This window comes from Streptomyces sp. NPDC015125 (genome assembly GCF_043080045.1).
Lineage (GTDB): Bacteria > Actinomycetota > Actinomycetes > Streptomycetales > Streptomycetaceae > Streptomyces.
Map to the genome: position 1 here is coordinate 60213 of NZ_JBIBVF010000027.1, position 22632 is coordinate 82844.

General features: G+C 72.3%; 17 protein-coding genes. 11 read left to right on the plus strand and 6 right to left on the minus strand.

Annotated elements, in window-relative coordinates; translation table 11 throughout:
- Positions 1-264: 264 nt before the first annotated feature.
- A complete protein-coding gene (locus ACF088_RS36315) occupies positions 265-3678 on the minus strand; it encodes a S41 family peptidase (protein WP_392380261.1) in 3414 nt (1137 codons plus the stop codon).
- A 291-nt stretch (positions 3679-3969) separates the two neighbouring features.
- Complete coding sequence (locus tag ACF088_RS36320; protein ID WP_392380186.1) at positions 3970-4176, minus strand: DUF397 domain-containing protein; 207 nt, start codon at positions 4174-4176, stop codon at positions 3970-3972.
- 402 nt (positions 4177-4578) lie between these two features.
- Between ACF088_RS36320 and ACF088_RS36325 the strand changes: the two genes are divergently transcribed.
- The 7 genes from ACF088_RS36325 to ACF088_RS36355 all read left to right on the plus strand — a co-directional run bounded on the left by ACF088_RS36325 (position 4579) and on the right by ACF088_RS36355 (position 13738).
- The gene (locus ACF088_RS36325) at positions 4579-5154 is read left to right on the plus strand and encodes a TetR/AcrR family transcriptional regulator (RefSeq protein ID WP_392380187.1); all 576 of its coding nucleotides are present in this window, start codon (positions 4579-4581) and stop codon (positions 5152-5154) included.
- Positions 5155-5280: 126 nt separating this feature from the next.
- Complete coding sequence (locus ACF088_RS36330; RefSeq protein WP_392380188.1) at positions 5281-7635, plus strand: MMPL family transporter; 2355 nt, start codon at positions 5281-5283, stop codon at positions 7633-7635.
- Between the two features lie 242 nt (positions 7636-7877).
- Complete coding sequence (locus ACF088_RS36335; protein ID WP_392380189.1) at positions 7878-9065, plus strand: energy-coupling factor ABC transporter permease; 1188 nt, start codon at positions 7878-7880, stop codon at positions 9063-9065.
- 1 nt (position 9066) lies between these two features.
- Positions 9067-9828, plus strand: a complete 762-nt coding sequence (cbiQ, locus tag ACF088_RS36340; RefSeq protein ID WP_392380190.1) for a cobalt ECF transporter T component CbiQ — start codon at positions 9067-9069, stop codon at positions 9826-9828.
- A complete protein-coding gene (locus ACF088_RS36345; protein WP_392380191.1) occupies positions 9816-10589 on the plus strand; it encodes an energy-coupling factor ABC transporter ATP-binding protein in 774 nt (257 codons plus the stop codon). Before cbiQ ends, ACF088_RS36345 begins: the two co-directional genes overlap by 13 nt.
- A 204-nt stretch (positions 10590-10793) precedes the next feature.
- The gene (locus tag ACF088_RS36350) at positions 10794-11990 is read left to right on the plus strand and encodes a serine hydrolase domain-containing protein (protein ID WP_392380262.1); all 1197 of its coding nucleotides are present in this window, start codon (positions 10794-10796) and stop codon (positions 11988-11990) included.
- Positions 11991-12166: 176 nt separating this feature from the next.
- Positions 12167-13738, plus strand: coding sequence for an alpha/beta hydrolase (locus ACF088_RS36355; protein ID WP_392380192.1), 1572 nt, complete (start codon positions 12167-12169; stop codon positions 13736-13738).
- Positions 13739-13927: 189 nt separating this feature from the next.
- On the opposite strand, the gene ACF088_RS36360 is transcribed toward ACF088_RS36355, so the two are convergent.
- From ACF088_RS36360 to ACF088_RS36375, 4 genes are all read right to left on the minus strand, one after another.
- Entirely contained in the window at positions 13928-14779 is an 852-nt protein-coding gene (locus ACF088_RS36360; protein ID WP_392380193.1) for an EamA family transporter, read from the minus strand.
- Positions 14776-14904: a hypothetical protein gene (locus ACF088_RS36365; RefSeq protein WP_392380194.1), complete on the minus strand. Its 129-nt coding sequence runs from the start codon at positions 14902-14904 to the stop codon at positions 14776-14778. Before ACF088_RS36365 ends, ACF088_RS36360 begins: the two co-directional genes overlap by 4 nt.
- An 88-nt stretch (positions 14905-14992) precedes the next feature.
- Entirely contained in the window at positions 14993-16645 is a 1653-nt protein-coding gene (locus tag ACF088_RS36370) for a penicillin-binding transpeptidase domain-containing protein (RefSeq protein WP_392380195.1), read from the minus strand.
- A gap of 187 nt (positions 16646-16832) precedes the next feature.
- Positions 16833-18572: a dolichyl-phosphate-mannose--protein mannosyltransferase gene (locus ACF088_RS36375; protein ID WP_392380196.1), complete on the minus strand. Its 1740-nt coding sequence runs from the start codon at positions 18570-18572 to the stop codon at positions 16833-16835.
- Positions 18573-18660: 88 nt separating this feature from the next.
- Here ACF088_RS36375 and rsmI point away from each other — a divergent pair, with 88 nt between their 5' ends.
- The 4 genes from rsmI to ACF088_RS36395 all read left to right on the plus strand — a co-directional run bounded on the left by rsmI (position 18661) and on the right by ACF088_RS36395 (position 22610).
- On the plus strand, positions 18661-19572 hold the full coding sequence (gene rsmI / locus ACF088_RS36380; protein WP_392380197.1) for a 16S rRNA (cytidine(1402)-2'-O)-methyltransferase: 912 nt from the start codon (positions 18661-18663) through the stop codon (positions 19570-19572).
- A gap of 216 nt (positions 19573-19788) precedes the next feature.
- A complete protein-coding gene (locus ACF088_RS36385; protein ID WP_392380198.1) occupies positions 19789-20271 on the plus strand; it encodes a hypothetical protein in 483 nt (160 codons plus the stop codon).
- Positions 20272-20304: 33 nt separating this feature from the next.
- Positions 20305-21180, plus strand: a complete 876-nt coding sequence (locus ACF088_RS36390) for a TatD family hydrolase (RefSeq protein ID WP_392380200.1) — start codon at positions 20305-20307, stop codon at positions 21178-21180.
- 275 nt (positions 21181-21455) lie between these two features.
- Positions 21456-22610, plus strand: coding sequence for a ubiquitin-like domain-containing protein (locus ACF088_RS36395; RefSeq protein ID WP_392380201.1), 1155 nt, complete (start codon positions 21456-21458; stop codon positions 22608-22610).
- Positions 22611-22632: the final 22 nt, after the last annotated feature.

The following is a 22632-nucleotide window of genomic DNA, read 5'->3' on the forward strand; positions in this document are numbered from 1 at the left end:
AGGCGGGGCGGGCGTTGTGGGCACGCCGGTCTGACCTACCGTCAGGTGGCGCAGTGGCCCGTGGAGTGCGCGGAGTTGCGCAGTTTCCGGCGGTCTGGCTGTCCCCCCCCGTCTGGCCGTCCCCCCCCGTCTGGCCGTCCCCCCCCGTCAGGCCGTCCCCCCGTCAGGCCGTCCCCCCGCCCCCCCGTCTGGCCGTCCGGCCGTCCCGCCGTGCCCCGGCCCCGCCGGTGGTCCGGGCCTCAAACGGCCGGTCCGGCAGCCGGTTCAGGCCCCGGCCGCCTCCGCCGCGCCCCCGCTCCGAGGCGGCAACGCCGGCCGCCGCCGGTCCGGCGCATCCGACAGGTCCGGAGGAGTCGACGCCGGATGCCGCTCCAGCAGCTCCAGCACCGTGCGCACCGCGACTCCCAGCTGTGGGTGCCGGCCCTCGGCCCAGTGCAGCGGGGAGCGCAGCGCCTCGATGTCGACCTCCACGCCGTGGTTCTCCACGCCCCAGCCGTAGAGCCGGAACCACGCGGCATTCATCGGGACGGTGATCGCGGTGCCGTCGGCGAGCCGGTGCCGGCCGGTCATCCCGACCACCCCGCCCCAGGTCCGCATGCCGACCACCGGGCCGATGCCCAGCAGCTTGAAGGCCGCGGTGATCATGTCGCCGTCGGACGAGGTCATCTCGTCGGCGACCGCCACCACCGGGCCGCGCGGCGCATTGCTGGTGTACGAGACGGGTTCGGCGTCGCGGGTCAGGTCCCAGCCCATGATGGTGCGGGTCAGCTTCTCGATCACCAGCTCGGAGATATTGCCGCCCGCGTTGCCCCGTACGTCCACGATCAGCGCGGGCCGGGAGACCTCCATCCGCAGATCGCGGTTGAATTGCGCCCAGCCGGAGCCGCCCATGTCGGGGATGTGCAGATAGCCGCACCGGCCGTCGCTCAACTCCCGCACCACCGCCCGGCGTTTGGCCACCCAGTCCTGGTAGCGCAGCGGCCGTTCGTCGACCAGCGGGACCACCGCGACCCGGCGGGGCGGGCCCTCGCCCTCCGGCGGGGAGAAGGTGAGCTCCACGGTGGTGCCGCCGGCCGCGGCCAGCAGCGGATACGGGCCGGTCACCGGGTCCACCCCGCGGCCGTCGACATGGGTGAGCGCCGCGCCCTCGCGGATGCCCGTACCGGCCAGCGGAGAGCGGGCCTTGGAGTCCGAGGACTCGCCGGGCAGGATCCGGGTGACCACCCAATGGCCGTCGCGGCACACGAGGTTGGCGCCGAGCAGGCCCATCGCGCGCTGGTAGTGCGGCGGCCCCTCGTTGCGCCGGGCGCCCACGACATAGGCGTGCGACGTCCCCAGTTCGCCCATCACCTCGCGCAGCAGATCGGCGAACTCGTCGGGGGAGGCGACCCGTTCGAGCAGCGGCCGGTACTGCGCGAGCGCCGCCTCCCAGTCGAGGCCGCACATCTGCGGGTCCCAGAAGTAGGTCCGGGTGATCCGGCCCGCCTCGTCGAACGCCTGGTGCCACTCCGCCACCGGATCGACGTCGTGCAGGATGCGCCGCAGGTCCAGGAAGACCGTCGAATCGCTGTCCGGCGGCTCGGTCGCGGGCACCGCGCGCAGGTCGCCCTCGTCGTTGACGACCAGCCGCGTACCGTCGCCGCTGAGCGCGAACCCGTCCAGCGAGCTGGTGAGTTCGGTGCGCCGCGCCTTGGTCAGATCGAAGTGTTCGAGGGTGGGCCGGCCCGAGGTGTCGGCCGGGTTGGCGAAGGTCTCGCCCAGCGCACCGGAGATCGGCCAGCGCAGCCAGACCAGCCCGCCGCCGCTGACCGGCTCCAGGGAGGAGTACTTGGACGCGGCCACCGGGAACGGGGTGACGCGGTTCTCCAGCCCCTCCACCTCCACCAGCACCGGCCCCTCGCCGGACGGCGGCGGAATCTCGTCCGGGTCCAGACCGCCCGCCGCCGGCCGGCCCTCCGGGGACAGCGCGAAGGGGGAGGGGGTCGCCGACGACAGCGGTACGAGATACGGGCGGCAGCCCAGCGGGAACGACAGATCGCCGGTGTGCACGTCGTAGACCGGGTCGAAGCCGCGCCAGGACAGGAACGCCAGATAGCGGCCGTCGCGGGTGAACACCGGCTGCTCGTCCTCGAACCGGCCGTTGGTGACGTCCACGATGTGCCGGTCGGAGAGCCGGGCCATCTTGATCTGCCGCAGCGTCCGGCCGATGCCGGGGTGCGACCAGGTCAGCCAGCGCGAGTCGGGGGAGAACGCCAGATCGCGGACCGGGCCGTTGGGGGAGCGGATCAGCTCGGTGACGCCGGCGGGCCCCGCGGCCTCCTCCTCGGCGGACCGGTCCTCCTCGCTCGCCCCCTCGCCTTCGGCCGCCCCCTCCTCTTCGGTCGCCCCCTCCTCGGGCCGGGATACGTCCACCAGCAGCAGCCTGCCGTCGTGGGAGGCCACCGCCAGCCGCTCCCCGTCCGGTGCGGAACTCATCTCGTGGACCCGGCCCAGCTCACCGGCGGCCAGCCGGCGCGGTTCGCCCGGCGCGCCGGCCCGCGGCAGGTTGGTGATCTCGATCGCGTCCTCGCCCTCGGCGTCGGTGAGGTAGGCGATCCGGCCGGTGGAGCCCAGCATTTCGGGGAGCCGGACCCGTACCCCCGGGGTGTCGTGAATCGTGCGGGCCGGGCCGTCGCGGTGGGTGAGCCAGTACAGGCTGCCGCGTACGCCGACCGCACTGGCCCGCCCGGTGGTGTCCACCGCGAGCCCGGTGACGTGCGAGGCGGCCGGGACCTGGTAGGTCCGCCGCCCGGCCCGCGGACCGCCCAGCCGCACGGCCAGCTTGCGCGGTACGGCGTCCGGTCCCAGGTCGTCGATCAGCCAGAGGTCACCGGCGCACTGGTAGACGATCCGTGAACCGTCGCTGGAGGCGTGCCGGGCGTAGAAGTCGGCGTGGTCGGTGTGCCGGCGCAGATCGGTGCTGTCGGGAAGGCAGGAGTAGACGTTGCCGACGCCCTCGTGGTCGGAGAGGAAGGCGACCCGGCCGCCGACGAACATCACCGAGTCGAGATGCCCGCACAGATCCGGCAGCAGCCGGGTGCCGTGCAGCCACATCCGCCCCATCGCGCCGCCCCGGTAGCGCTTCCAGGAGGCGGGCTCGTGCGGCGGTTTGCCGCTCAGCAGCAGGGTGCGGCGTTCCCCTTCGAAGTCGGCGACCGCGATATCGGAGACCGGGCCCCAGGGCAGTTGGCCGCCGGGGCTGCCGTCGGTGGGCACGCTGTAGGCCCACGAGTAGTACGAGAACGGCTGACCGTGCGAGGAGACCGCGAGGACGTGCGCCTGGCCCTCGTGGTCGGGCGGTGTCCACCCGCAGACCCGGGCATCGGTGCTGCCCCAGAAGGTCAGCCGCCGGGCCGGGCCGCCGTCGACCGCCGCGAGATGGACCTCCGGGTCGAGGCTGCGCCAGGTGGTGAAGGCGATGTGCGCTCCGTCGGGGGAGAAACGGGGGTGGCCGACGCGGGTACGGTCCACGGTCAGCCGCCAGGCGCGGCCGGGCTCCTCGCCCTCCGGGGCGATCGGGGCGATCCACAGATCGTCCTCGGCGGCGCAGCAGAGCAGGTCGTCGTGCAGATGCGGATACCGCAGATACGCGCCGCCGGACGCCCCCGGCGGCCCCGTGGTGGGCGGCTCCCGGCGCAGCCGCCCGCGGGCCTTGGCGGGTTCCGACTCCGGGCGCGGCCCGACGTCCTCGGGTGCATCGCTCACCCACCCATCGTTCCGGGACGGAGGTGCGGCGGCAAGTCGGCCTGGTGGGTGGGCGGCGGGGGAGGGGCGGCGGGGGCCGGGGGCGACCGGCGCCACCGGCCGGGGCTGTGAGGCCGTGAACGCGCTGCGAGCGATTCCCCGCCACTCACCGTTCTCCGCCGATCACGAAGCCGGCCGGAGAACGCACCGCCGGTGCGACCGCCTGCCCGGCTCACAGGGGCATGGTCAGCCGCTGCGCCGCACCCCGTCGACGAACGCCGCGAACGCCGCCGCCGGAAACGCCAGCGCGGGCCCGCCCGGGTCCTTGGAGTCGCGAACGGCTACCCGCGTCCCGGCCCATGCGACTTCCACGCACTCGTTGTTGGCGGCGCTGTAGCTGCTCTTGAACCAGCCCGCGGTCGTGAGCTGGGCGATCACTGACGGCGTGTTCATGGGTGAGCTCCGGTTCGTCTTGCGGCCGGCAGGTCGAGGAGTTCGAGGTGGATCACGGTCATGCTGTTGAGCGGTTTGTGCTCATCGTCGCACCCGAGGAAGGTGAAATGCCCTCCGGATCCGGCCGCATACGCTCCCGCGCCGAACGCGAGTATGCGGTTGGCCACTTGAGGGCGCTGCGCACGAAGGCGAGCGCCCTCACGGTCGGCGGTCCGAGTGTGGCGTGAGCCTGCCCCGCGATGCTCATCAAACACCGACACCCGCCGCGGTGACGCAGGCCACTAGCGAAACGCTTCCGTTTCGATGGGCGTGGCCCTATCTTCGAGGTGTACGAAACCGTTTCGTTCGCTGCCGTCGGTAAGGTGGTCGCGTGCGTGGACGGTCCGACCAGAGGTAGGTGTCATGGGACGCAGCCGGCTGACTCCCGAGCGGGAGGCCGAGCTCTTCAACTCGGTGCTCGATCTGCTGCGTGAGGTCGGCTATGACGCGTTGACCATGGACGCCGTCGCCGCCCGTACGCGCTCCAGCAAGGCCACCCTCTACCGCCAGTGGCAGGGCAAGCCGGAGCTCGTCGCCAGGGCGCTGCGGCACTGCAAGCCGATCAGCACCGCGGACGTCGACACCGGCAGCCTGCGCGGCGACTTCGCCGAGCTGGTGCGCCGGGCCGACGACGAGGGGCAGGTCGAGAAGGACGCGGCCCTGATGCGGGGGCTGGGGATGGCCATCCACGGCAACCCCGAGCTGCACCAGGCCCTGCGGGAAGTCCTCCTCGACCCCGAGGTGACCGGACTGAACGCGATGCTGCAGCGCGCCATCGACCGCGGTGAGATCGCGGCCGACTGTCCCGCGCTCCAGTTCGCGCCGCACATGATCGTCGGCGCCCTCATCGCCCAGCAGCTCATCGAGGACCGCGCCGCTGATGCCGCGTTCCTCTCCGCCTACCTCGACGCCGTGGTCTTCCCCGCCCTCGGCGTCTGATCCCACCCGCCCAACTCCCCTTCACTCCAGCCCTCGTACCCGGCACGCCGCTCTCGTCGCCGGGGTGATGGCGCACGCCCCTGTACGTCCATGTACGCCCTTCATCCGACGGGAGCACCCGGTCTCATGGCCACTTTCCTCTATAAGCTCGGCCGCTTCGCCTTCCGGCGACGCCGCTTCGTCGCCCTGATATGGGTGGCCCTGCTGGCAGTTGCCGGCGTCGGGGCCGCCACCGCCGCCGCACCCGCCGCCGACTCCTTCTCGATCCCCGGCACCGAGGCCCAGCGCGCCTTCGACCTTCTCGACCAGCGCTTCCCCGGCACCAATGCCGACGGCGCCACCGCCCGGGTGGTCTTCAAAGCCCCCGAGGGCGAGTCGATGAAGGACCCGGCGAACAAGGCGGCCGTCGAACGGACCGTCCACGCCCTGCAGTCGGGCTCCTCGCAGGTCGACCGGGTCGCCGACCCGTACGCCGCCAAGGCCCTCAGCAAGGACGGCCGCACCGCCTACGCCCAGGTCTCCTACAAGGTCACCGGTTTTGAACTGACCGACGCCTCCAAGGACGCCCTGGAGGACGCGGCCAAGGACGGCCGGGATGCCGGACTGACCGTCGAGACCGGCGGCAACGCCCTGCAGGCCATCCCCGAGACCGGCGCCACCGAGGTCATCGGCATCGCGATCTCCGCGGTGGTCCTCGTCATCACCTTCGGTGCGCTGATCGCGGCCGGACTGCCGCTGCTGACCGCGCTGATCGGCGTCGGCATCGGCGTCTCCACCATCACCGCGCTGAGCAGCTCGCTCGACCTCTCCAGCACCACCTCGACGCTGGCCACGATGATCGGCCTCGCCGTCGGCATCGACTACGCCCTGTTCATCGTCTCCCGCTACCGCGCCGAGATCACCGAGGGCCGCGAGCGCGAGGAGGCCGCCGGACGCGCGGTGGGCACCGCGGGCTCCGCGGTCGTCTTCGCGGGGCTGACCGTGGTGATCGCGCTGGTCGGCCTCACCGTCGTCAACATCCCGATGCTGACGAAGATGGGCCTCGCAGCGGCCGGCACCGTCGTCATCGCCGTACTGATCGCGCTCACCCTCATCCCGGCGCTGCTGGGCTTCGCGGGGGCGCGGGTGCTGCCCCGCAAGGCCCGTAAGGCGGATAAGGCATCGACGTCTGAGGCGTCTGATACGTCTGAGATGTCTGAGGCGAATAGGTCGGATGACGCGGATCGGGGAAAGGCGGCCGGCGAGGAGCTCGGCCGGTCCGCCGCTGCCACCGAGCGGCCCAACATGGGTACCCGCTGGGCGCGCTTCGTGCTGCGCCGCCCGGTCTCCGTACTTCTCGCGGGCGTGATCGGCCTCGGTGTCGTCGCGATCCCCGCGACCTCGCTGGAGCTGGGTCTGCCGGACGACGGCTCGCAGCCCACCCACACCACCCAGCGCAAGGCGTACGACCTGCTGTCGGACGGCTTCGGCCCGGGTTTCAACGGCCCGCTGATGCTGGTCGTCGACGGGCGGGACGCGCACGCCGGGCAGACCACCAAGTCCGCCGCCATGCGGGTCGCGAAGGAGGTCGGCAAGCTGGACGACGTCGCCGTCGTCACCCCGCCCACCTTCAACAAGGCCGGCGACACCGCGATGTTGAACGTCGTCCCCGAGTCGAAGCCCAGCAGCGTCGGGACCGAGGACCTGGTGCATGACATCCGGTCCACGGCAAGCGGTATCGCCGAGGACACCGGGGCGAAGACCCTGGTCACCGGCACCACCGCGATGAATGTCGATGTCTCGCAGAAGCTGAACGACGCGCTGGTGCCCTATCTGGCGCTGGTCGTCGGCCTGGCCTTCCTCCTGCTGATGGTGGTCTTCCGCTCGGTGCTCGTCCCGCTCAAGGCGGCGCTCGGCTTCCTGCTCTCGGTGGTGGCGGCGCTCGGTGCGGTCGTCGCGGTCTTCCAATGGGGCTGGCTGGCCGACGTGTTCGGAGTCGAGCAGACCGGACCGATCATGAGCATGATGCCGATCTTCATGGTGGGCGTGGTCTTCGGCCTGGCGATGGACTACGAGGTCTTCCTCGTCACGCGGATGCGCGAGGCCTTCGTTCACGGTGAGCGGCCGGGCGAGGCCGTGGTCACCGGCTTCCGGCACGGCGCGCGGGTGGTCACCGCCGCCGCGGTCATCATGATCAGCGTCTTCGCCGGCTTCATCGGCTCCTCCGACTCGATGATCAAGATGATCGGCTTCGGCCTCGCCATCGCCGTCTTCTTCGACGCCTTCGTCGTCCGCATGGCCCTCGTCCCCGCGGTCCTTGCGCTGCTGGGCCGCTCCGCCTGGTGGCTCCCGCGGTGGTTGCAGAAGCTCCTGCCGAACGTGGATGTCGAAGGGGAGGGGCTGCGTACGCAGCTCGGCGGCAGTGGCAGCGGCAGCGGCACCGGCACCGGCACCGCCGACGGGCCGGACCCGAGCGCCGCACGCGAACCGGCGCGCGTCTGACGGAGACCGGAGACCCCCGCTGGTACGGGGCGCCCCCGCTGGTACGCGGCCCTCCCGCGTGTACGGGGCGCCCCCACTTATTCGTACGTACGCACCCCTGGGAGAGGGTGGGCGGAGGGTGTGCAGGTGGGACCCGGCTTTGCGGTCGCCGCGGCCGTTTCGCATCATGGGCGCTCTTGCAAGTTATTTGCAGGAGGCACCACCATGGGTGGACTGCAGAGCCTGAAGCGGAGAAGCCTGAGATGCACGTACCCGATGGATTCATCAATGCGCCGGTGTCGGCCGCGACCGGTGTGGTCGCCGCCGCCGCGGTCGCGGTCAGCCTGCGCGGCGCCCGGCGCGAGCTGGCGGGTGCGGGCGCGGGCGGTGTCGCGGGCGCGGAGCGCACGGCGCCGCTGGCCGGACTGGTCGCGGCGTTCATCTTTGCCGTGCAGATGCTGAACTTCCCGGTCGCGGCGGGCACCAGCGGGCATCTGCTGGGCGGTGCGCTGGCGGCGATACTCGTCGGCCCGTACACCGGTGTGCTGTGTGTCTCCGTGGTGCTGCTGATGCAGGGCGTGCTGTTCGCCGACGGCGGGCTGACCGCGCTGGGCGTGAACATCACCGATATGGCGATCGTGACGACCGTGGTCGCCTACGCCCTGTTCCGCGGGCTGGTGAAGGTGCTGCCGCGGCGGCGCCGCTCGGTCACCGTGGCCTCGTTCGTCGCCGCGCTGCTGTCGGTGCCGGCCGCCGCGGTGGCCTTCACCGCCATCTATGCGCTCGGCGGGACCGCGGACGTGCCGATCGGCAAGGTCTTCACCGCCATGGTGGGCGTCCACGTCCTGATCGGGATCGGCGAGGCGGCGATCACCGCCCTGACGGTCGGCGCGGTGATCGCCGTACGCCCCGACCTGGTCTACGGCGCACGGGGCCTGGCCAAGCCGCTGGAGCTGCGGACCTCGCCGCTCGCCGCCCCGGCCGACGAGTCCGCGCCGGCCGACGAGCCCGCCCCGGCCACCGCTCCCGCCCCGGCCACCGCTCCCGTACCGGCCGCCGCACCCGCCGCCGCGGCCTCCGCGGCCCCGCGCCGCTCCGCCCGCCGGGTCTGGCTGGCCGGGCTCGCCGCCGCCCTGGTGTGCGCGGGCGGCATCAGCTACTACGCCTCCGCCAGCCCGGACGGCCTGGAGAAGGTCGCCCACGACCAGGGCATCGACGCGAAGGCCAAGGACCACGCCGCCAAGGACTCCCCGCTCGCCGACTACAGCGTCAAGGACATCACCAACCCGCGCCTGGCCGGCGGCCTCGCCGGTGTCATCGGGGTCGGCGCGACGCTGGCCGTGGGCACGGGCGTGTTCGTCGTGCTGCGGCGCCGCAGGAACGCCGGCGGCGGCGAGCAGCCGGGCGCGGGCAACGGCGCCGACAACGGGCGCCCGTCGGAGAGCGCCTGAGATGGGCGCCGGACATGCGCACAAGCTGTACCGGCACGGGCATTCACCGGTCCACGCCCTGCCGGCGCACTGCAAGATCGCCGCGGTCTTCTGCTTCGTCCTCGTCGTCGTCTCCACCCCGCGGGAGGCCACCTGGGCGTTCGGGCTCTATGCGCTGCTGATCGCGGCCGCCGCCGGGGCCGCCCGGATTCCGGCGGGATTCCTGCTCAAGCGGCTGCTGATCGAGGTGCCGTTCGTCGCCTTCGCCCTGCTGATGCCGTTCGTCGCCGAGGGGCCGCGCGTCGCCGTCCTCGGGATGAGCCTGAGCGAGTCGGGGCTGTGGGGCGCCTGGAACATCCTCGCCAAGGGGACGCTCGGCGTCGCCGCGTCCGTGCTGCTCGCCTCCACCACCGAACTGCGCGAACTCCTCCTGGGCCTGCAACGGCTGAGGATGCCGCCGCTGCTCGTCCAGATCGCCTCCTTCATGATCCGCTACGGCGATGTGATCACCGACGAGATGCGGCGGATGCGGATCGCCCGGCTCTCCCGCGGCTTCGAGGCGCGCGGCGTACGCCACTGGGGCGTGCTCGCCAAGTCCGCCGGCGCGTTGTTCATCCGCTCCTACGAGCGCGGTGAGCGGGTCCACCTCGCCATGGTCAGCCGCGGCTACACCGGCACCATGCCCCAGGTCGGCGAGGCCACCGCCACCCGCGCACAATGGACCAGCGCGGCCGCCCTCCCCCTCGCCGCGCTCGCCGTCTGCCTCCTGGGATGGACCCTTTGAGCACCACCGCACCCGCCCCCTCCCTCGCCGTGACCCGGCTCGCCTACGCCTACCCCGACGGCCACCAGGCGCTCTTCGGCGTCGACCTGACCGTCGGCCGTGGCGAGCGGGTCGCGCTGCTCGGGCCCAACGGCGCCGGCAAGACCACCCTCGTCCTGCACCTCAACGGCATCCTCGAAGCGGGCGCCGGCACCGTCGAGGTCGCCGGCCTCCCGGTCGCCAAGGAGAACCTCGCGGAGATCCGCCGCCGGGTCGGCATCGTCTTCCAGGACCCCGACGACCAGCTGTTCATGCCCACCGTCCGCGAGGACGTCGCCTTCGGTCCGGCCTCCTCGGGACTGCGCGGCGCCGAACTGGAGGAGCGGGTCACCGAGGCGCTCACCCGGGTCGGCATGGCGGACTTCGCCGACCGCCCGCCGCACCACCTCTCCTTCGGGCAGCGCCGCCGGGTCGCCGTCGCGACCGTGCTGGCGATGCGGCCGGAGATCCTGGTCCTCGACGAGCCGTCCTCCAACCTCGACCCGGCCTCCCGCCGTGAACTCGCCGACATCCTGCGGTCGTTGGACGTCACCGTCCTGATGGTCACGCACGACCTGCCCTACGCCCTGGAGCTGTGCCCGCGGTCCGTCGTGCTCTCCGGCGGGGTGCTCGTGGCCGACGGGACCACCCAGGAGCTGCTGTGCGACGAGGAACTGATGCGCACCCACCGGCTGGAGCTGCCCTTCGGGTTCGATCCGCGGTCGGTCGACGTCCCGCGGTGACCCGCCGCCGAGCCGACGGTGACCCGCTCCGAGCCGACGGTGACCCGCCGTTGACCCGCCGCTGAGCCGACCCCGGTGCGATACGGGCCCCGACGCACCCGTGTGACGAACGCCACGGGGTGCGGTCCTGGTCATCAGCACTGATCCGCGCGTTGCACCATGGATGGGTCACGAATGCGACGGATGAGTGGGAAGCAGGAATCAGTGGTGGACGTCCAGGGCACGGTCGAGGACGGCTTCGAGCCGGTCCGGGACGCCTTCATGGCCAACTTCGACCGGCGCGGCGAGCGGGGCGCGGCGGTCGCCGTGTACCGGCACGGCCGCAAGGTCGTCGACCTGTGGGGCGGCACCAAGGACGGGGACGCGGACGCCGGCGCGGCGGACGCGGCGCCCTGGGAGGCCGGCACGGCCCAGGTGATCCGGTCCGCGACCAAGGGCATCGCCGCACTCGTTCCGCTGCTGCTGCACCAGCGCGGACAGCTCGACCTCGATGCCCCGGTCGGCACGTACTGGCCCGAGTTCAAGGCCGCCGGCAAGGAACGCGTCCTCGTCCGCCATCTGCTCTCGCACCGCGCCGGGCTGCCGGCCCTGGACACTCCGCTCACCCCCGGTCAGGCCATCGACGGCGTCAGCGGCCCTGCCGCACTCGCCGCCCAGGCACCCCTCTGGGAGCCCGGCACCGGCCACGGTTACCACGCACAGACCTACAGCTGGCTGATCGGAGAGCTGGTGCTGCGGGTCACCGGCCGCAGCGTCGGCAGCTGGATCGCCGACGAGATAGCCGGGCCGCTCGGCCTCGATCTGTGGATCGGCCTGCCCGAGGCGGCGCAGTCCCGCGTCGGACGGCTGGCCGCCGTCGGGGCACCGGCCCCGCCCGCCGCGACCGGCCTGCGGGTACGCCCGAAGCCGTCCATCGCCGACGCCTACGCCGATCCGGACTCGCTCACCAGCCGCGCCTTCGCCGCGATCACTCCGGCGCCCGACGAGAACGACCCGGCATACCGCGCCGCCGAACTGCCCGCCTCCGCCGGCATCGCCACCGCCCGTTCGCTGGCCCGCTGTTACGCCGCGCTCATCGGGGCCGTCGACGGCCGGCCCCGGCTCTTCGCCCCCGCGACCCTCACCCTCGCCCGGACCGAGGAGTCCGCGGGCCTCGACCGCACCCTCCTCGTCGGCACCCGGTTCGGACTGGGCTTCATGCTCCACGGACCGGCCTCGCCGCTCCTGGCGCCCGGCTCCTTCGGACACCCCGGCCGCGGGGGCGCGCTCGCCTGCGCCGACCCGGAGACCGGTCTCGCGTTCGGCTACGTGACGAACGGGATGCAGAAGAACGTGACGGCGGATCCTCGGGCGCAGGCGCTGCTGCGGGCGGTTGCCGCCGTTTCCCACGCTGCCGGGTGACCTCGCCGTACCTCTTCCGCGGGCCGTGACCCGTTCTGCGGGCCGAGACCTGCGCACGGGGGAGCGGGGAGGCGGTGGGGCGGTCCCTGCCGGTGGCCGGTGCCGCCGGGCCTCTGTTACGTCGCCATCACCCGGCCATGGAAGGGCCATCATGCGGGGGCGTGAGGGTGTGCCGCATGAACACTTCAGCTTCCTTCTCCCGGCCCGGAGACGGGCCGGTCGAGAGTTCGGACGTCTGGTCGCCCCGGCGACGTAGGGGTGTGGCCCTCACGGCTTCGGCGGGGGTGGTGGCGCTTGCCGGGTCGCTGCTCGTGCCGTCGACTGCGGGGGCGAGTCCGGGGGCGGGTGACGGTGCGGCCCCGGTGCGGACGATCCAGTGGTCCGACTGCCCCAAGGCCGATCCGCCCTACCCCGACCCGAGCAAGCGGACCCAGTGCGGGACCGTGGCGGTCCCGGTCGACTGGGCGAAGCCCGACGGGCCGACGATGAAGATCGCGGTGGCCCGCCAGAAGGCCACCGACCCCAAGAAGCGCCTCGGTGTCCTGCTCTCGAACCCGGGCGGCCCCGGCACCCCCGGCCTGGACGATGCCTACTACGCCGACAGCCCGACCGAGGGCTATGACAAGAACATCCGGAGCCGCTTCGACATCATCGGCTTCGACCCGCGCGGCATCGGCCGTAGCGGAGCGCTCCGGTGCGACGACAAGCTCGCCGGGAAGATCCCCACCCGCCCGAAGAACGCCGCCGAGTTCCAGCGGATGCGCACCCTCAACAAACAGCTCGCCGACAGCTGCCGCACGCGCAGCGGCCCGGTCGCCGACCACATGGACAGCGTCAGCGTCGCCCGCGACATGGACGCGATCCGCGCCGCCCTCGGCGAGAAGAAGATCAGCTTCCTCGGCCACTCCTACGGCACCCTCATCGGCCGGCAGTACGCCCGGCTGTTCCCGCAGAAGCTCCGGGCGCTGGCCCTCGACAGCGCGATGGACCCGTCCCGGCCGGACGCCGGGCGCTACCTCGGGGACGGTTCCGCCGCCGTCGAGGACGCCGTGCAGCAGCTCGCGGACTGGTGCGCGAAGAACCCGTCATGTGCGCTGAAGGGCAAGGACGTGAAGGCCGTCGTCCATGGGCTCTTCGCGCGCGCCGACGCGGGCAGGCTGTTCGAACCGGGACAGCACGGCCCCACGCGGAAGAAGGTCACCGCCGACCAGCTGTCCGGCTTTCTCAGCGGCAACCTGGGGAAGTGGAACCCCGAGCCCGCCGCCGAGCAGCTGGGTGCCCTGAACAGCGGCAGGGGCAAGGTCTACTGGACCGACAGCACTCCGAACCTCAGCTGGCGCACCGTGATGTGCCGCGACTACGACTTCCGCCTCCGTGACTGGGACCACTACCGCGAGCTGCTGCAGAGCGCCCGGTCCGCCGCTCCGCACGCCCGCTACAACGCCCAGGCCCTGGACATGATCCTCGGCTGCCAGGGATGGCCGGCCGCGCCCGAGCCGGAGCCGGCGCGGGCCAAGGGCACCCTCCCGCCGGTCCTGGTGGTGAACGCCCGACACGACCTGGCGACCCCGCTGCCGGGTGCGCGGCGCATGGCGCAGGAATTCCCGAAGGGGCGGCTCGCCGTCCTCGACTCGGTGGACCACTGGCTCTACCGCAAGTGCCAGTCGCCGCTCCCGGCCCGCGCGATCGACAGCTATCTCCGTACGCTCACGACCCCGCCCCGCGGCACGGTCCATCCCCACCGCTGACGGGGCCGCGGCCGGCGTCGTCTGCTGGTGCCGGGTGTGGCGCCCCCACACCCGGCAACAACGGAAGGGGCCGGTGGACGCGGTCCGGTGCAGCATGGGGGAGCCCGATGAAGACAGTGCTCCCCGCGGAGCTCCCCGCGGACCGCTCAGGTGGGCAGCATCCTGAGCCGTCCGCGGGGCGCCGCTCGCTCAGCCGGTGTGGAGCATCAGGCCGATGCCGATGACCATCAGGCCGGCCGCGGCGATCCGGGGGGCGCCGAAGCGCTCCTTGAAGAAGACGGCGCCGATGGCGGCGCCCACGATGATGGACGACTCGCGCAGGGCGGCAATGGGGGCGAGGGGCGCGCGGGTCTGCGCCCACAGCACCAGGCCGTAGGCGAAGACGGAGAGCACACCGCCGGCCAGGCCGCGCAGGGCGATGGGGCGCAGCTCGGTGAGGAGTTGACGGCGGCGGGTGGCGAGCGCGTAGACGGGGATGACGATGCCTTCGAGGATCATCAGCCAGGCGATATAGCCCAGAGGGGTGCCGGAGGCGCGGACGCCCAGGCCGTCGACGGTGGTGTAGGAGGCGATGGCCAGGCCGGTGGCGAGGGCGGCGAGGAGAGCCGGCCAGTGCGGCTTGGTGCCCGAACCGCGGATGCCCCAGAGGGCGACGCCCACCAGCCCGGCGGAGGCCAGGGCGACACCGGCAAGTCCCCAGCCGTTGGGGACCTCGTGGACGAAGACGGCGGCCAGGACCGTGACGACCAGGGGCGCGGTGCCCCGGGCGATCGGGTACATCTGGCCGAAGTCGCCCAGGCGGAACGACTGCATGAGCAGGGCCTGGTAGACGATGTGCACCAGGCTGGAGGCCAGGAGGTAGGGCCAGGCGCCGGCCGCCGGCAGCGGGGTGAAGGCGGCCATGGCCAGGCCGCAGAGCGCCCCGCCGCCGCCGACCAGGGTGAAGGCCACGAGCTGGTCGCGTATGCCGTGGGCGATGGCGTTCCAGCTGGCGTGGGTGACGGCGGCCAGCAGGACCGCCGCGACGACGAGCGGGGTCATGCGGTGCGCTCGCGGACGGCGGCGACCCGGTCCCCGGCGTACTCGATCAGGGCCGCGGGGGCGAGCGGGGAGACGGCCGTGGAGTGCGTGGTTTCCGGGGTGGTGCCGGACCGGGAATCGCTCATGGCCCGCACGCTAGCGAAGGCGGTGCGGGCCATGCGAACGGAATCCGGTCGATGAGATGAGAGGCGCCCGGGCGGGCGCCCCGCCTCGTCAGCCGGCGGTGAGGATGGCGCGGACCAGCGGGCCCGCGTTGGAGCCGCCGTGGCCGCTCGCCGGGACGACGGCCGCCGCGGCGACATCGTCGCGGTAGGCGGAGAACCAGGCGTTGGGCTTCTTCTGGCTGTCGACCTCGGCGGAGCCGGTCTTGGCGCCGATGTCACCGCTGACCCCGGCCATCGCCTCGGCGGCCGTACCGGAGGTCGCGGTCAGCTTCATCAGCGACTTCAGGCCGCTGAGGGTGTCCGGCTTCATGGTGCGGGCGGCCTTGGCGAGCGTCCGGTGGTCCAGGGACGGCGAGACGATGTACGGCTGGTGGAAGGACCCGGCCCGGACCGTCGCGGAGAGCGAGGCGACATTGAGCGGGTTCATCCGTACCCCGCCCTGGCCGATCAGCGAGGCCGCCATCTGCGCGTCGTGCTGCACGGGCACCGCACCGTCGAAGGTGGGGATGCCGGTCTGCCAGTTCAGGCCGATGCCGAAGACGTCCCGGGCCTCGTTGGTCAGGTCGTCGTCGCCGAGGTCCTTGGCGTGCGAGATGAAGGCGTTGTTGCAGGACGCGGCGAAGCTCTGCGCGAAGGTGCCGTCCTTGATCTCGGACTTGTTGAGGTTCTGGAACTTCCAGCCGCCGACGGTCACGTACTTGGGGCACGGGTTCTTCTTGCCGGGCGAGGTCAGGCCCTTGTCCATCAGCATCGCCGAGGTCACGATCTTCATGGTCGAGCCGGGGGCGAGCGACCCCTGGGTGGCCATGTTGAAACCCCTTTCGGGGGAGTTGGCGAGCGCCAGGATCTCGCCGGTGCTGGGCTTGACCGCGGCGGCGGAGGCGGACTTCTTGCCCTTGACCGCCCGCTCGGCCGCCGACTGCAGCGTGGCGTCCAGCGTGGTCTTGAGCGTGCCCGGGGTCCCCTTGGAGAGCACCTTCAGCGTCTTGTCGGGCAACTGGTCCGCGGGCTTGGCGCTCTTGGCGCGCTGGATGAACAGCTCCACCCCGGGCTTGCCGTCGGTCTTGGCGCCGTACTTGTCCCGCAGGCTGTCCAGCACCCCGGCCAGCGCCGGATGCGCCTTTGGGGTCAGCTCGGCGCCGTTGCGGTCCACGGCCTTGATCGGCGGCGCCTCGGCCTCGCCGGTCCGCAGTTGGTCGCCCTTGTCCAGGCCCGGGTGCAGCATCGCCGGCTGCCAGGCGATCTGCGGCTTTCCGGTGGTCTTGTCGCGCTGCACGGTCGTGGCGGTGCGGTACGAGTAGGCCGCCTTGGTGCCCTTGTAGTCGATCTGCGCGGCGACGGAGTACGGCACCTTGTCGCCCGACGGCGTGCCCGGCGTCAGGGCCACCTTCGAGAACCGCGCCTGCTTGGCGAGGGCCTCCAGGGCGGCCTTGCACTTCTCCGGGTCGTCCGTCATCCCGGCGGCCTTGGCCGCGTCGCCGGACTGCCAGGCGGTCAGGAAGCCCTGTGCCGTCGTGTGGACCTCCTTGGCCGACAGGGGGCCGGTCGCCACCTTGGGCCCCTTGTCACCGCCCTTGGCGTCCGCCGACCTGACCTCCTGCGGAGACCCGTCCGAGCCGCCGAACAGCGCGAAGCCGCCCACGACTCCCGCCACCAGGGCCACCGATCCGCCGATCAGCCCGTACTTCACCTCTCGGCGCATGCCACCGAATCCCTCCCAGAGCCTCGTCCTCGAATACGCACACAGGAACGTGCACCGCACTCTATGGGACACGGGGAGGTGGTGAGTCTCGATCAGGGCACGGTCCGGTGACGCGCTGTTGTACAGCTGTTACAGAGTTGTCGAACTCCCGCCGGTCCGCCTCCGGTAGGCCGGGCGGCGCGGTCGGCTACACCCAGGTGTCGAACCACATCCGGTGGTGCCAGGCCGACTTGGGAATGGCCATACCCGTATACAAGGGATAGAAGTAGATGAAATTCCACACGATCAGCAGCACCAGGACACCGGCACCTACCGCACCGATCGTGCGGCGTCGCTCGGTTGACCCCGGCGGTCCGATGAACGCGCCGGTCATCATCGCCAGCGCCAGACACAGGAACGGGACGAACACCACCGCGTAGAAGAGGAAGATGGTCCGCTCCTGGTAGAGGAACCACGGCAGATAGCCGGCCGCGACCCCGCAGGCGATCGCGCCGGCCCGCCAGTCCCGCTTGAACAGCCAGCGGTAGAGGACGTAGAGCAGCGCGAAACAGGCCGCCCACCACAGCAGCGGGGTGCCCAGCGCCAGCACCTCGCGGGCGCAGCCCTCGGCCGCCGTGCAGCCGTCCTGGCCGGCCTTGGGGTCCTGGTAGAAGTACGAGACCGGGCGGCCCAGGACCAGCCAGCTCCACGGGTTGGACTGATAGGTGTGCGGGGTGGTCAGTCCGGTGTGGAAGGCGTAGACCTCGGTCTGGTAGTGCCACAGGCTGCGCAGCCAGTCCGGCAGCCAGGTCCAGTTGCCCGCCCGGCCGTCCGGCGTGGTCGCCCAGTCGCGGTAGTAGCCGCCCTTGGTGGCGATCCAGCCCGACCACGACGCGAGATAGGCGGCGAGGGCGACGACGACGGTGGACCCGAAAGCGGGCAGGACGTCGCGCCGGACCGTCGAGCGGAACGGCCGCCGGGCGCCCGCCGTACGGCGCGCCGCGACATCCCACAGCACCGACATCAGGGCGAAGGCCGCGAGGTAGTAGAGGCCGTTCCACTTCGTCGCGGCGGACAGGCCCAGACACAGTCCGGCCGCGATCCGCCACGGCCGCCACCCCAGCCGCAGCCGGTCGCCGACCCCGCCGTCCGGGTGCGCCACCCCTTCGGAGTCGAGCGGCAGCGCCGCCGCCAGCCGGGCCCGGGTACGGTCCCGGTCCACCAGCAGGCAGCCGAACGCGGCCACCACCCAGAACATCACGATCAGATCGAGCAGCGCGGTCCGGCTCATCACGAAGTGCAGACCGTCCACCGCCAGCAGACCGCCCGCCAGACAGCCCAGCGCCGTCGACCGCATCAGCCGGCGGCCGATCCGGCACAGCAGCAGCACCGAGAGGGTGCCGAGCAGCGCCACCGTGAACCGCCAGCCGAAGGGGTCCATCCCGAACGCCCACTCACCGAGCGCGATCAGCCACTTGCCCATCGGCGGATGGACCACATACGAGTGCTCGGGCGAGAGCAGGATCTGCGGCGCATGCCCGACGAGCGCGTCATTGGCGTTCTTGGCCCAGGTGCCCTCGTAGCCGTACTGCAGCAGCGACCAGGCGTCCTTGGGGTAGTACGTCTCGTCGAATATCACCTTCCGCGGGCTGCCCAGGTTCCAGAACCGCAGCACCCCCGCGAACAGCGTCACCAGCAGCGGACCGGCCCAGCCCGACCACCGTGCCGCCCGGGCCGCGGCGCCCGGGCCCACACCGAACACCGCCCACAGGCGACCGCTCGGCTCGGGGAAGGCGGGCACCAGCCGCGCGCGGACATCGCCCTGTGCGCGGACGGGATACCCGAAGCGGCGCAGCCGCCGCTGCCACACGGGGGGCTCCTTGGCCGGCTCCGGGGCATGCTGCGCGGCGGCGTCGGTCGCGGTGGTGTCACTCGTCACCCGGCCCATCGTAGGGAAGCGGCCTGTGGACCGGCGGGGACGCCACCGGGGGACACCGACGGATCGGGGCACGGCGGCGCCCTGGGAGGATGGGAAGGTGACTGGAACGCTGGTACTTGCAGGGACGCCCATCGGGGAGATCGCGGACGCGCCGCCGCGGCTCGCCACCGAGCTGGCCGCCGCCGATGTGATCGCCGCCGAGGACACCCGGCGGCTGCGCCGGCTGACCCAGGCACTTCAGGTCCAGCCCACCGGGCGGATCGTGTCGTACTTCGAGGGCAACGAGGCGGCCAGGACGCCCGAGCTGGCCGATGCGCTGGCCGGCGGGGCACGGGTGCTGCTGGTCACCGACGCGGGCATGCCCTCCGTCTCCGACCCCGGCTACCGGCTGGTCGCCGCGGCGGTCGAGCGGGACATCAAGGTCACCGCCGTACCGGGCCCCAGCGCGGTACTCACCGCACTCGCCGTCTCCGGACTGCCGGTGGACCGCTTCTGCTTCGAGGGCTTCCTGCCCCGCAAGGGCGGAGAGCGGCGCTCCCGGCTGCGCGAGGTCGAAGGCGAGCGGCGCACCCTCGTCTACTTCGAGGCGCCGCACCGCCTGGACGACACCCTCGCCGCGATGGCCGAGATCTTCGGCGTGGACCGGCGCGCCGCGGTGTGCCGTGAGCTGACCAAGACGTACGAGGAGGTCAAGCGCGGGCCGCTGGGCGACCTCGTGCCCTGGGCGGCCGAGGGGGTACGCGGCGAGATCACCATCGTCGTCGAGGGCGCACCGGAGAGCGGACCGCAGGATCTGGACGCCGGTGAGCTGGTGCGCCGGGTGCGGGTCCGCGAGGAGGCCGGGGAGCGCCGCAAGGAGGCCATTGCCGCGGTCGCCGCGGACGCCGGGCTGCCCAAGCGGGAGGTCTTCGACGCCGTGGTCGCGGCGAAGAACGCGGAGAAGGGCTCCGCCGGGAACGCCGGGAAGGGCTCCGCCGGGAACGCCGGGAAGGGCCCCGCGAAGAATTGATGCGCGGCGCCGGGCGAAAAGCGACTCATCAGAAGGTAAACGGCTGACCGGAAAGGTAAAGCGCAGGTCGGCGCGTTGAGGTGATTGTCCTACCGTCGGCCAAATCTGGGCCAATAGCGTCGGCCATGGGCTGCATTGTGCGCGCCGAAGGCGTCCACTGGACGAGGGACGAACGGTTCCCGAAGACCTTGTCCAGCGGACAAGAGGAGCGCGCACATGAGCGAGATCGCGAAGACCACCGGCGTTTCGACCACCGGCGGAGACCACCCCGCCGCCCGTCCCGACGCCGCCGCGCACGAGGCCTATGCCTTCGCCTGTATGAGGTGCGGCCACGGCTGGGAGCAGGCGTACGAGATAGTCCACCAGGTCGACGGCAAGGGCGAGACGCATGTCGTCTACTACGCGGACGGCGAGCGGGTCCCGTCCCCGTTGACCTGCCCCACCTGCCTGAACTGCGGCAGCAACGTCGTACGGATCATGCGCTCCGGCCAGGTCTCGCTGGTCTCCGACGCGATCGCGAGCATGCATCAGCGTCAGAACGGCAGCGAGCGGAAGCACGGCGGCGAGCGGCGGAAGGAACCGGTCCCCGCTGCCGCCCCGGACCGGAACGGCAGCACCGGCAGCACCGCCGAGGACCCCGGACGCCACCACTGGCACCTCTCCGACCTGCTGCACCCGTTCCAGCACCACCGCAAGTGAGGTCCGCGCCGCGGCCCTCGTAGGATCGCGGCCATGGCACCGCAGGACAAGAACACCCCGCCGCCGCTGCCCGAACCGCTTCGGGTGGCGGTCGCGGATTCGCACACCCACCTGGACATGCAGGACTGCACCGTCGAGGAGGCGCTCGCCAAGGCCGCCTCCGTCGGTGTGACCACCGTCGTCCAGGTGGGCTGCGACCTGGCCGGTTCGCGCTGGGCCGCCGAGACCGCGGCCGCGCACGACAGGGTGCACGCCACCGTCGCGCTGCACCCCAACGAAGCGCCGCGGATCGTCTTGGGCGATCCGGACGGCTGGTCGCGGCAGGGAGCGCGGGAGGCCGGTGGCGACAGCGCCCTGGACACCGCGCTCGCCGGGATCGACGACATGGCCGCGCTGCCCCAGGTCCGCGGCGTCGGCGAAACCGGCCTGGACTACTTCCGTACGGGGCCCGAGGGCATGGCCGCCCAGGAGCGGTCCTTCCGCGCGCACATCGAGATCGCCAAGCGGCACGACAAGGCCCTGGTCATCCACGACCGCGAGGCGCACGACGACGTGCTGCGGATCCTGCGCGAGGAGGGTGCCCCCGAACGGGTCGTCTTCCACTGCTACTCCGGTGACGCCGAGATGGCCGAGATCTGCGCCGCGGCCGGCTACTTCATGTCCTTCGCCGGCAACGTCACCTTCAAGAACGCCCAGCCGCTGCGCGACGCCCTCGCCGTCGCCCCGCCCGAGCTGGTCCTCGTCGAGACCGACGCCCCCTTCCTGACCCCCGCCCCGTACCGAGGACGGGCCAACGCCCCGTACCTCATTCCGGTCACGCTGCGGGCGATGGCAGAGGTCAAGGCCGTGACCGAGGACGCACTGGCCACCGCCGTCGCGGCGAACACGGCCCGTGCCTTCGGGTACTGACACGGGCCTTCGGGCACTGACCGTGCGCCTCCGACGGCACCCCCGCGTGCCGTCGGATGCGGAACGGACACCGCCGCATTCCGCCGCCCGCCGACGGGCTTCCGCCCGGCCGCCGACTGCCTTCCGCCCGCCCGCCGACGGCCCTCCGGCGCCGGCCAGGGACCTCCGCCACTCTCCAAAAATGCCACTTTCCGTAAGGGGCCGACTTTGGAGAGTCACCGACACTCCGCTACATTCCGGCCGTCAACCGCATCCCGTGGCATGTGGAGCGCGCCGTGAGTCATTCGCAGAGCAGCCACCGCGCCGCGCGCGGCCGTCGTAGACGCCGCGCCGAACGCCCCGAGGCGCTGCGCCGGCTGCTGCCGCAGGCCCTGGTCGTCGCCTTCCTCGCCGGTGGCACCACCGCCTTCGTCGCCCACGACAAGGCGGTCCGGCTCACCGTCGACGGCACCCCGCGCACCCTGCACACCTTCGCCGACGACGTCGACGATCTGCTCGCCGCCGAACATCTCGACATCGGCGCACACGACCTCGTCGCGCCCGCCCCCGGCACCGGGCTCAGCAGCGGTGACGAGATCGTCGTCCGGCACGGCCGCCCGGTCGTCCTGACCATCGACGGACAGCGCCGCCAGGTGTGGACCACCGCGGACACCGTCGCCGACGCGCTCCACCAGCTCGGCGTACGGGCCGAGGGCGCCTATCTTTCCGCCTCCCGCTCCCGGCGCATCGAGCAGCACGGCATGGAACTGGCGGTACGCACCGAACGCTCGGTGGTCATCGTCGCCGACGGCCGGGAACACCGGTTGCGCACCAACGCCGCGACCGTCCGCGAGGCGCTGGCCGAGGCCGGCCTCGCGCTGCGCGACCAGGACACCACCTCGGTGCCGCCGGACGGCTTCCCGCGCGAGGGCCAGATCATCTCCGTGCTGCGGATCACCGGTTCCAGGGAGGTCCGCGAGGAGCGCCTGCCCTTCCGTACGATCCTGCGCGCCGACCCGCGGCTGGCCCGCGGCGTCCAGTCGGTCGTCCAGCAGGGGCGGCCCGGGGTGCGGCGGGTCACCTACCGGGTGCGCACCGTCAACGGCGTCCGGCAGAAGCCGAAGCGGCTGCACAGCAAGGTCGTGCACGCGCCCCGACCGCAGATCGTGCACCTCGGCACCATGGTGCTGCCGACCTCCGTGCGCGGCGCCGACCATCTCGCCTGGCATGCGCTGGCGCAGTGCGAGACGGGCGGGCGGCCGCATGCGGTCGATGCGTCGGGCACCTACGGCGGGCTCTACCAGTTCGACGTCTCCACCTGGCGGGCCCTCGGGGGCCGCGGCCGCCCGCAGGACGCCTCCCCCGGGGAACAGACCTTCCGGGCCAAGAAGCTCTACATCAGAAGGGGGGCGAGCCCGTGGCCGGTCTGCGGCCGTAAGCTTCACGGGTGAACGAGCGCAGCGAGGCTTTGGC

What these genes read in the sequence shown, in the direction of transcription:
- ACF088_RS36370 (WP_392380195.1), bottom strand. Translation starts at nt 16,645, where the DNA reads ATGCGCCGAGAGGTGAAGTACGGGCTGATCGGCGGATCGGTGGCCCTG.
- ACF088_RS36385 (WP_392380198.1), top strand. Translation starts at nt 19,789, where the DNA reads ATGAGCGAGATCGCGAAGACCACCGGCGTTTCGACCACCGGCGGAGAC.
- ACF088_RS36345 (WP_392380191.1), top strand. Translation starts at nt 9,816, where the DNA reads ATGGACCCTTTGAGCACCACCGCACCCGCCCCCTCCCTCGCCGTGACC.
- ACF088_RS36355 (WP_392380192.1), top strand. Translation starts at nt 12,167, where the DNA reads ATGAACACTTCAGCTTCCTTCTCCCGGCCCGGAGACGGGCCGGTCGAG.
- ACF088_RS36375 (WP_392380196.1), bottom strand. Translation starts at nt 18,572, where the DNA reads ATGGGCCGGGTGACGAGTGACACCACCGCGACCGACGCCGCCGCGCAG.
- ACF088_RS36320 (WP_392380186.1), bottom strand. Translation starts at nt 4,176, where the DNA reads ATGAACACGCCGTCAGTGATCGCCCAGCTCACGACCGCGGGCTGGTTC.
- ACF088_RS36330 (WP_392380188.1), top strand. Translation starts at nt 5,281, where the DNA reads ATGGCCACTTTCCTCTATAAGCTCGGCCGCTTCGCCTTCCGGCGACGC.
- cbiQ (WP_392380190.1), top strand. Translation starts at nt 9,067, where the DNA reads ATGGGCGCCGGACATGCGCACAAGCTGTACCGGCACGGGCATTCACCG.
- ACF088_RS36360 (WP_392380193.1), bottom strand. Translation starts at nt 14,779, where the DNA reads ATGACCCCGCTCGTCGTCGCGGCGGTCCTGCTGGCCGCCGTCACCCAC.
- ACF088_RS36365 (WP_392380194.1), bottom strand. Translation starts at nt 14,904, where the DNA reads ATGAGCGATTCCCGGTCCGGCACCACCCCGGAAACCACGCACTCCACG.
- ACF088_RS36390 (WP_392380200.1), top strand. Translation starts at nt 20,305, where the DNA reads ATGGCACCGCAGGACAAGAACACCCCGCCGCCGCTGCCCGAACCGCTT.
- ACF088_RS36325 (WP_392380187.1), top strand. Translation starts at nt 4,579, where the DNA reads ATGGGACGCAGCCGGCTGACTCCCGAGCGGGAGGCCGAGCTCTTCAAC.
- ACF088_RS36335 (WP_392380189.1), top strand. Translation starts at nt 7,878, where the DNA reads ATGCACGTACCCGATGGATTCATCAATGCGCCGGTGTCGGCCGCGACC.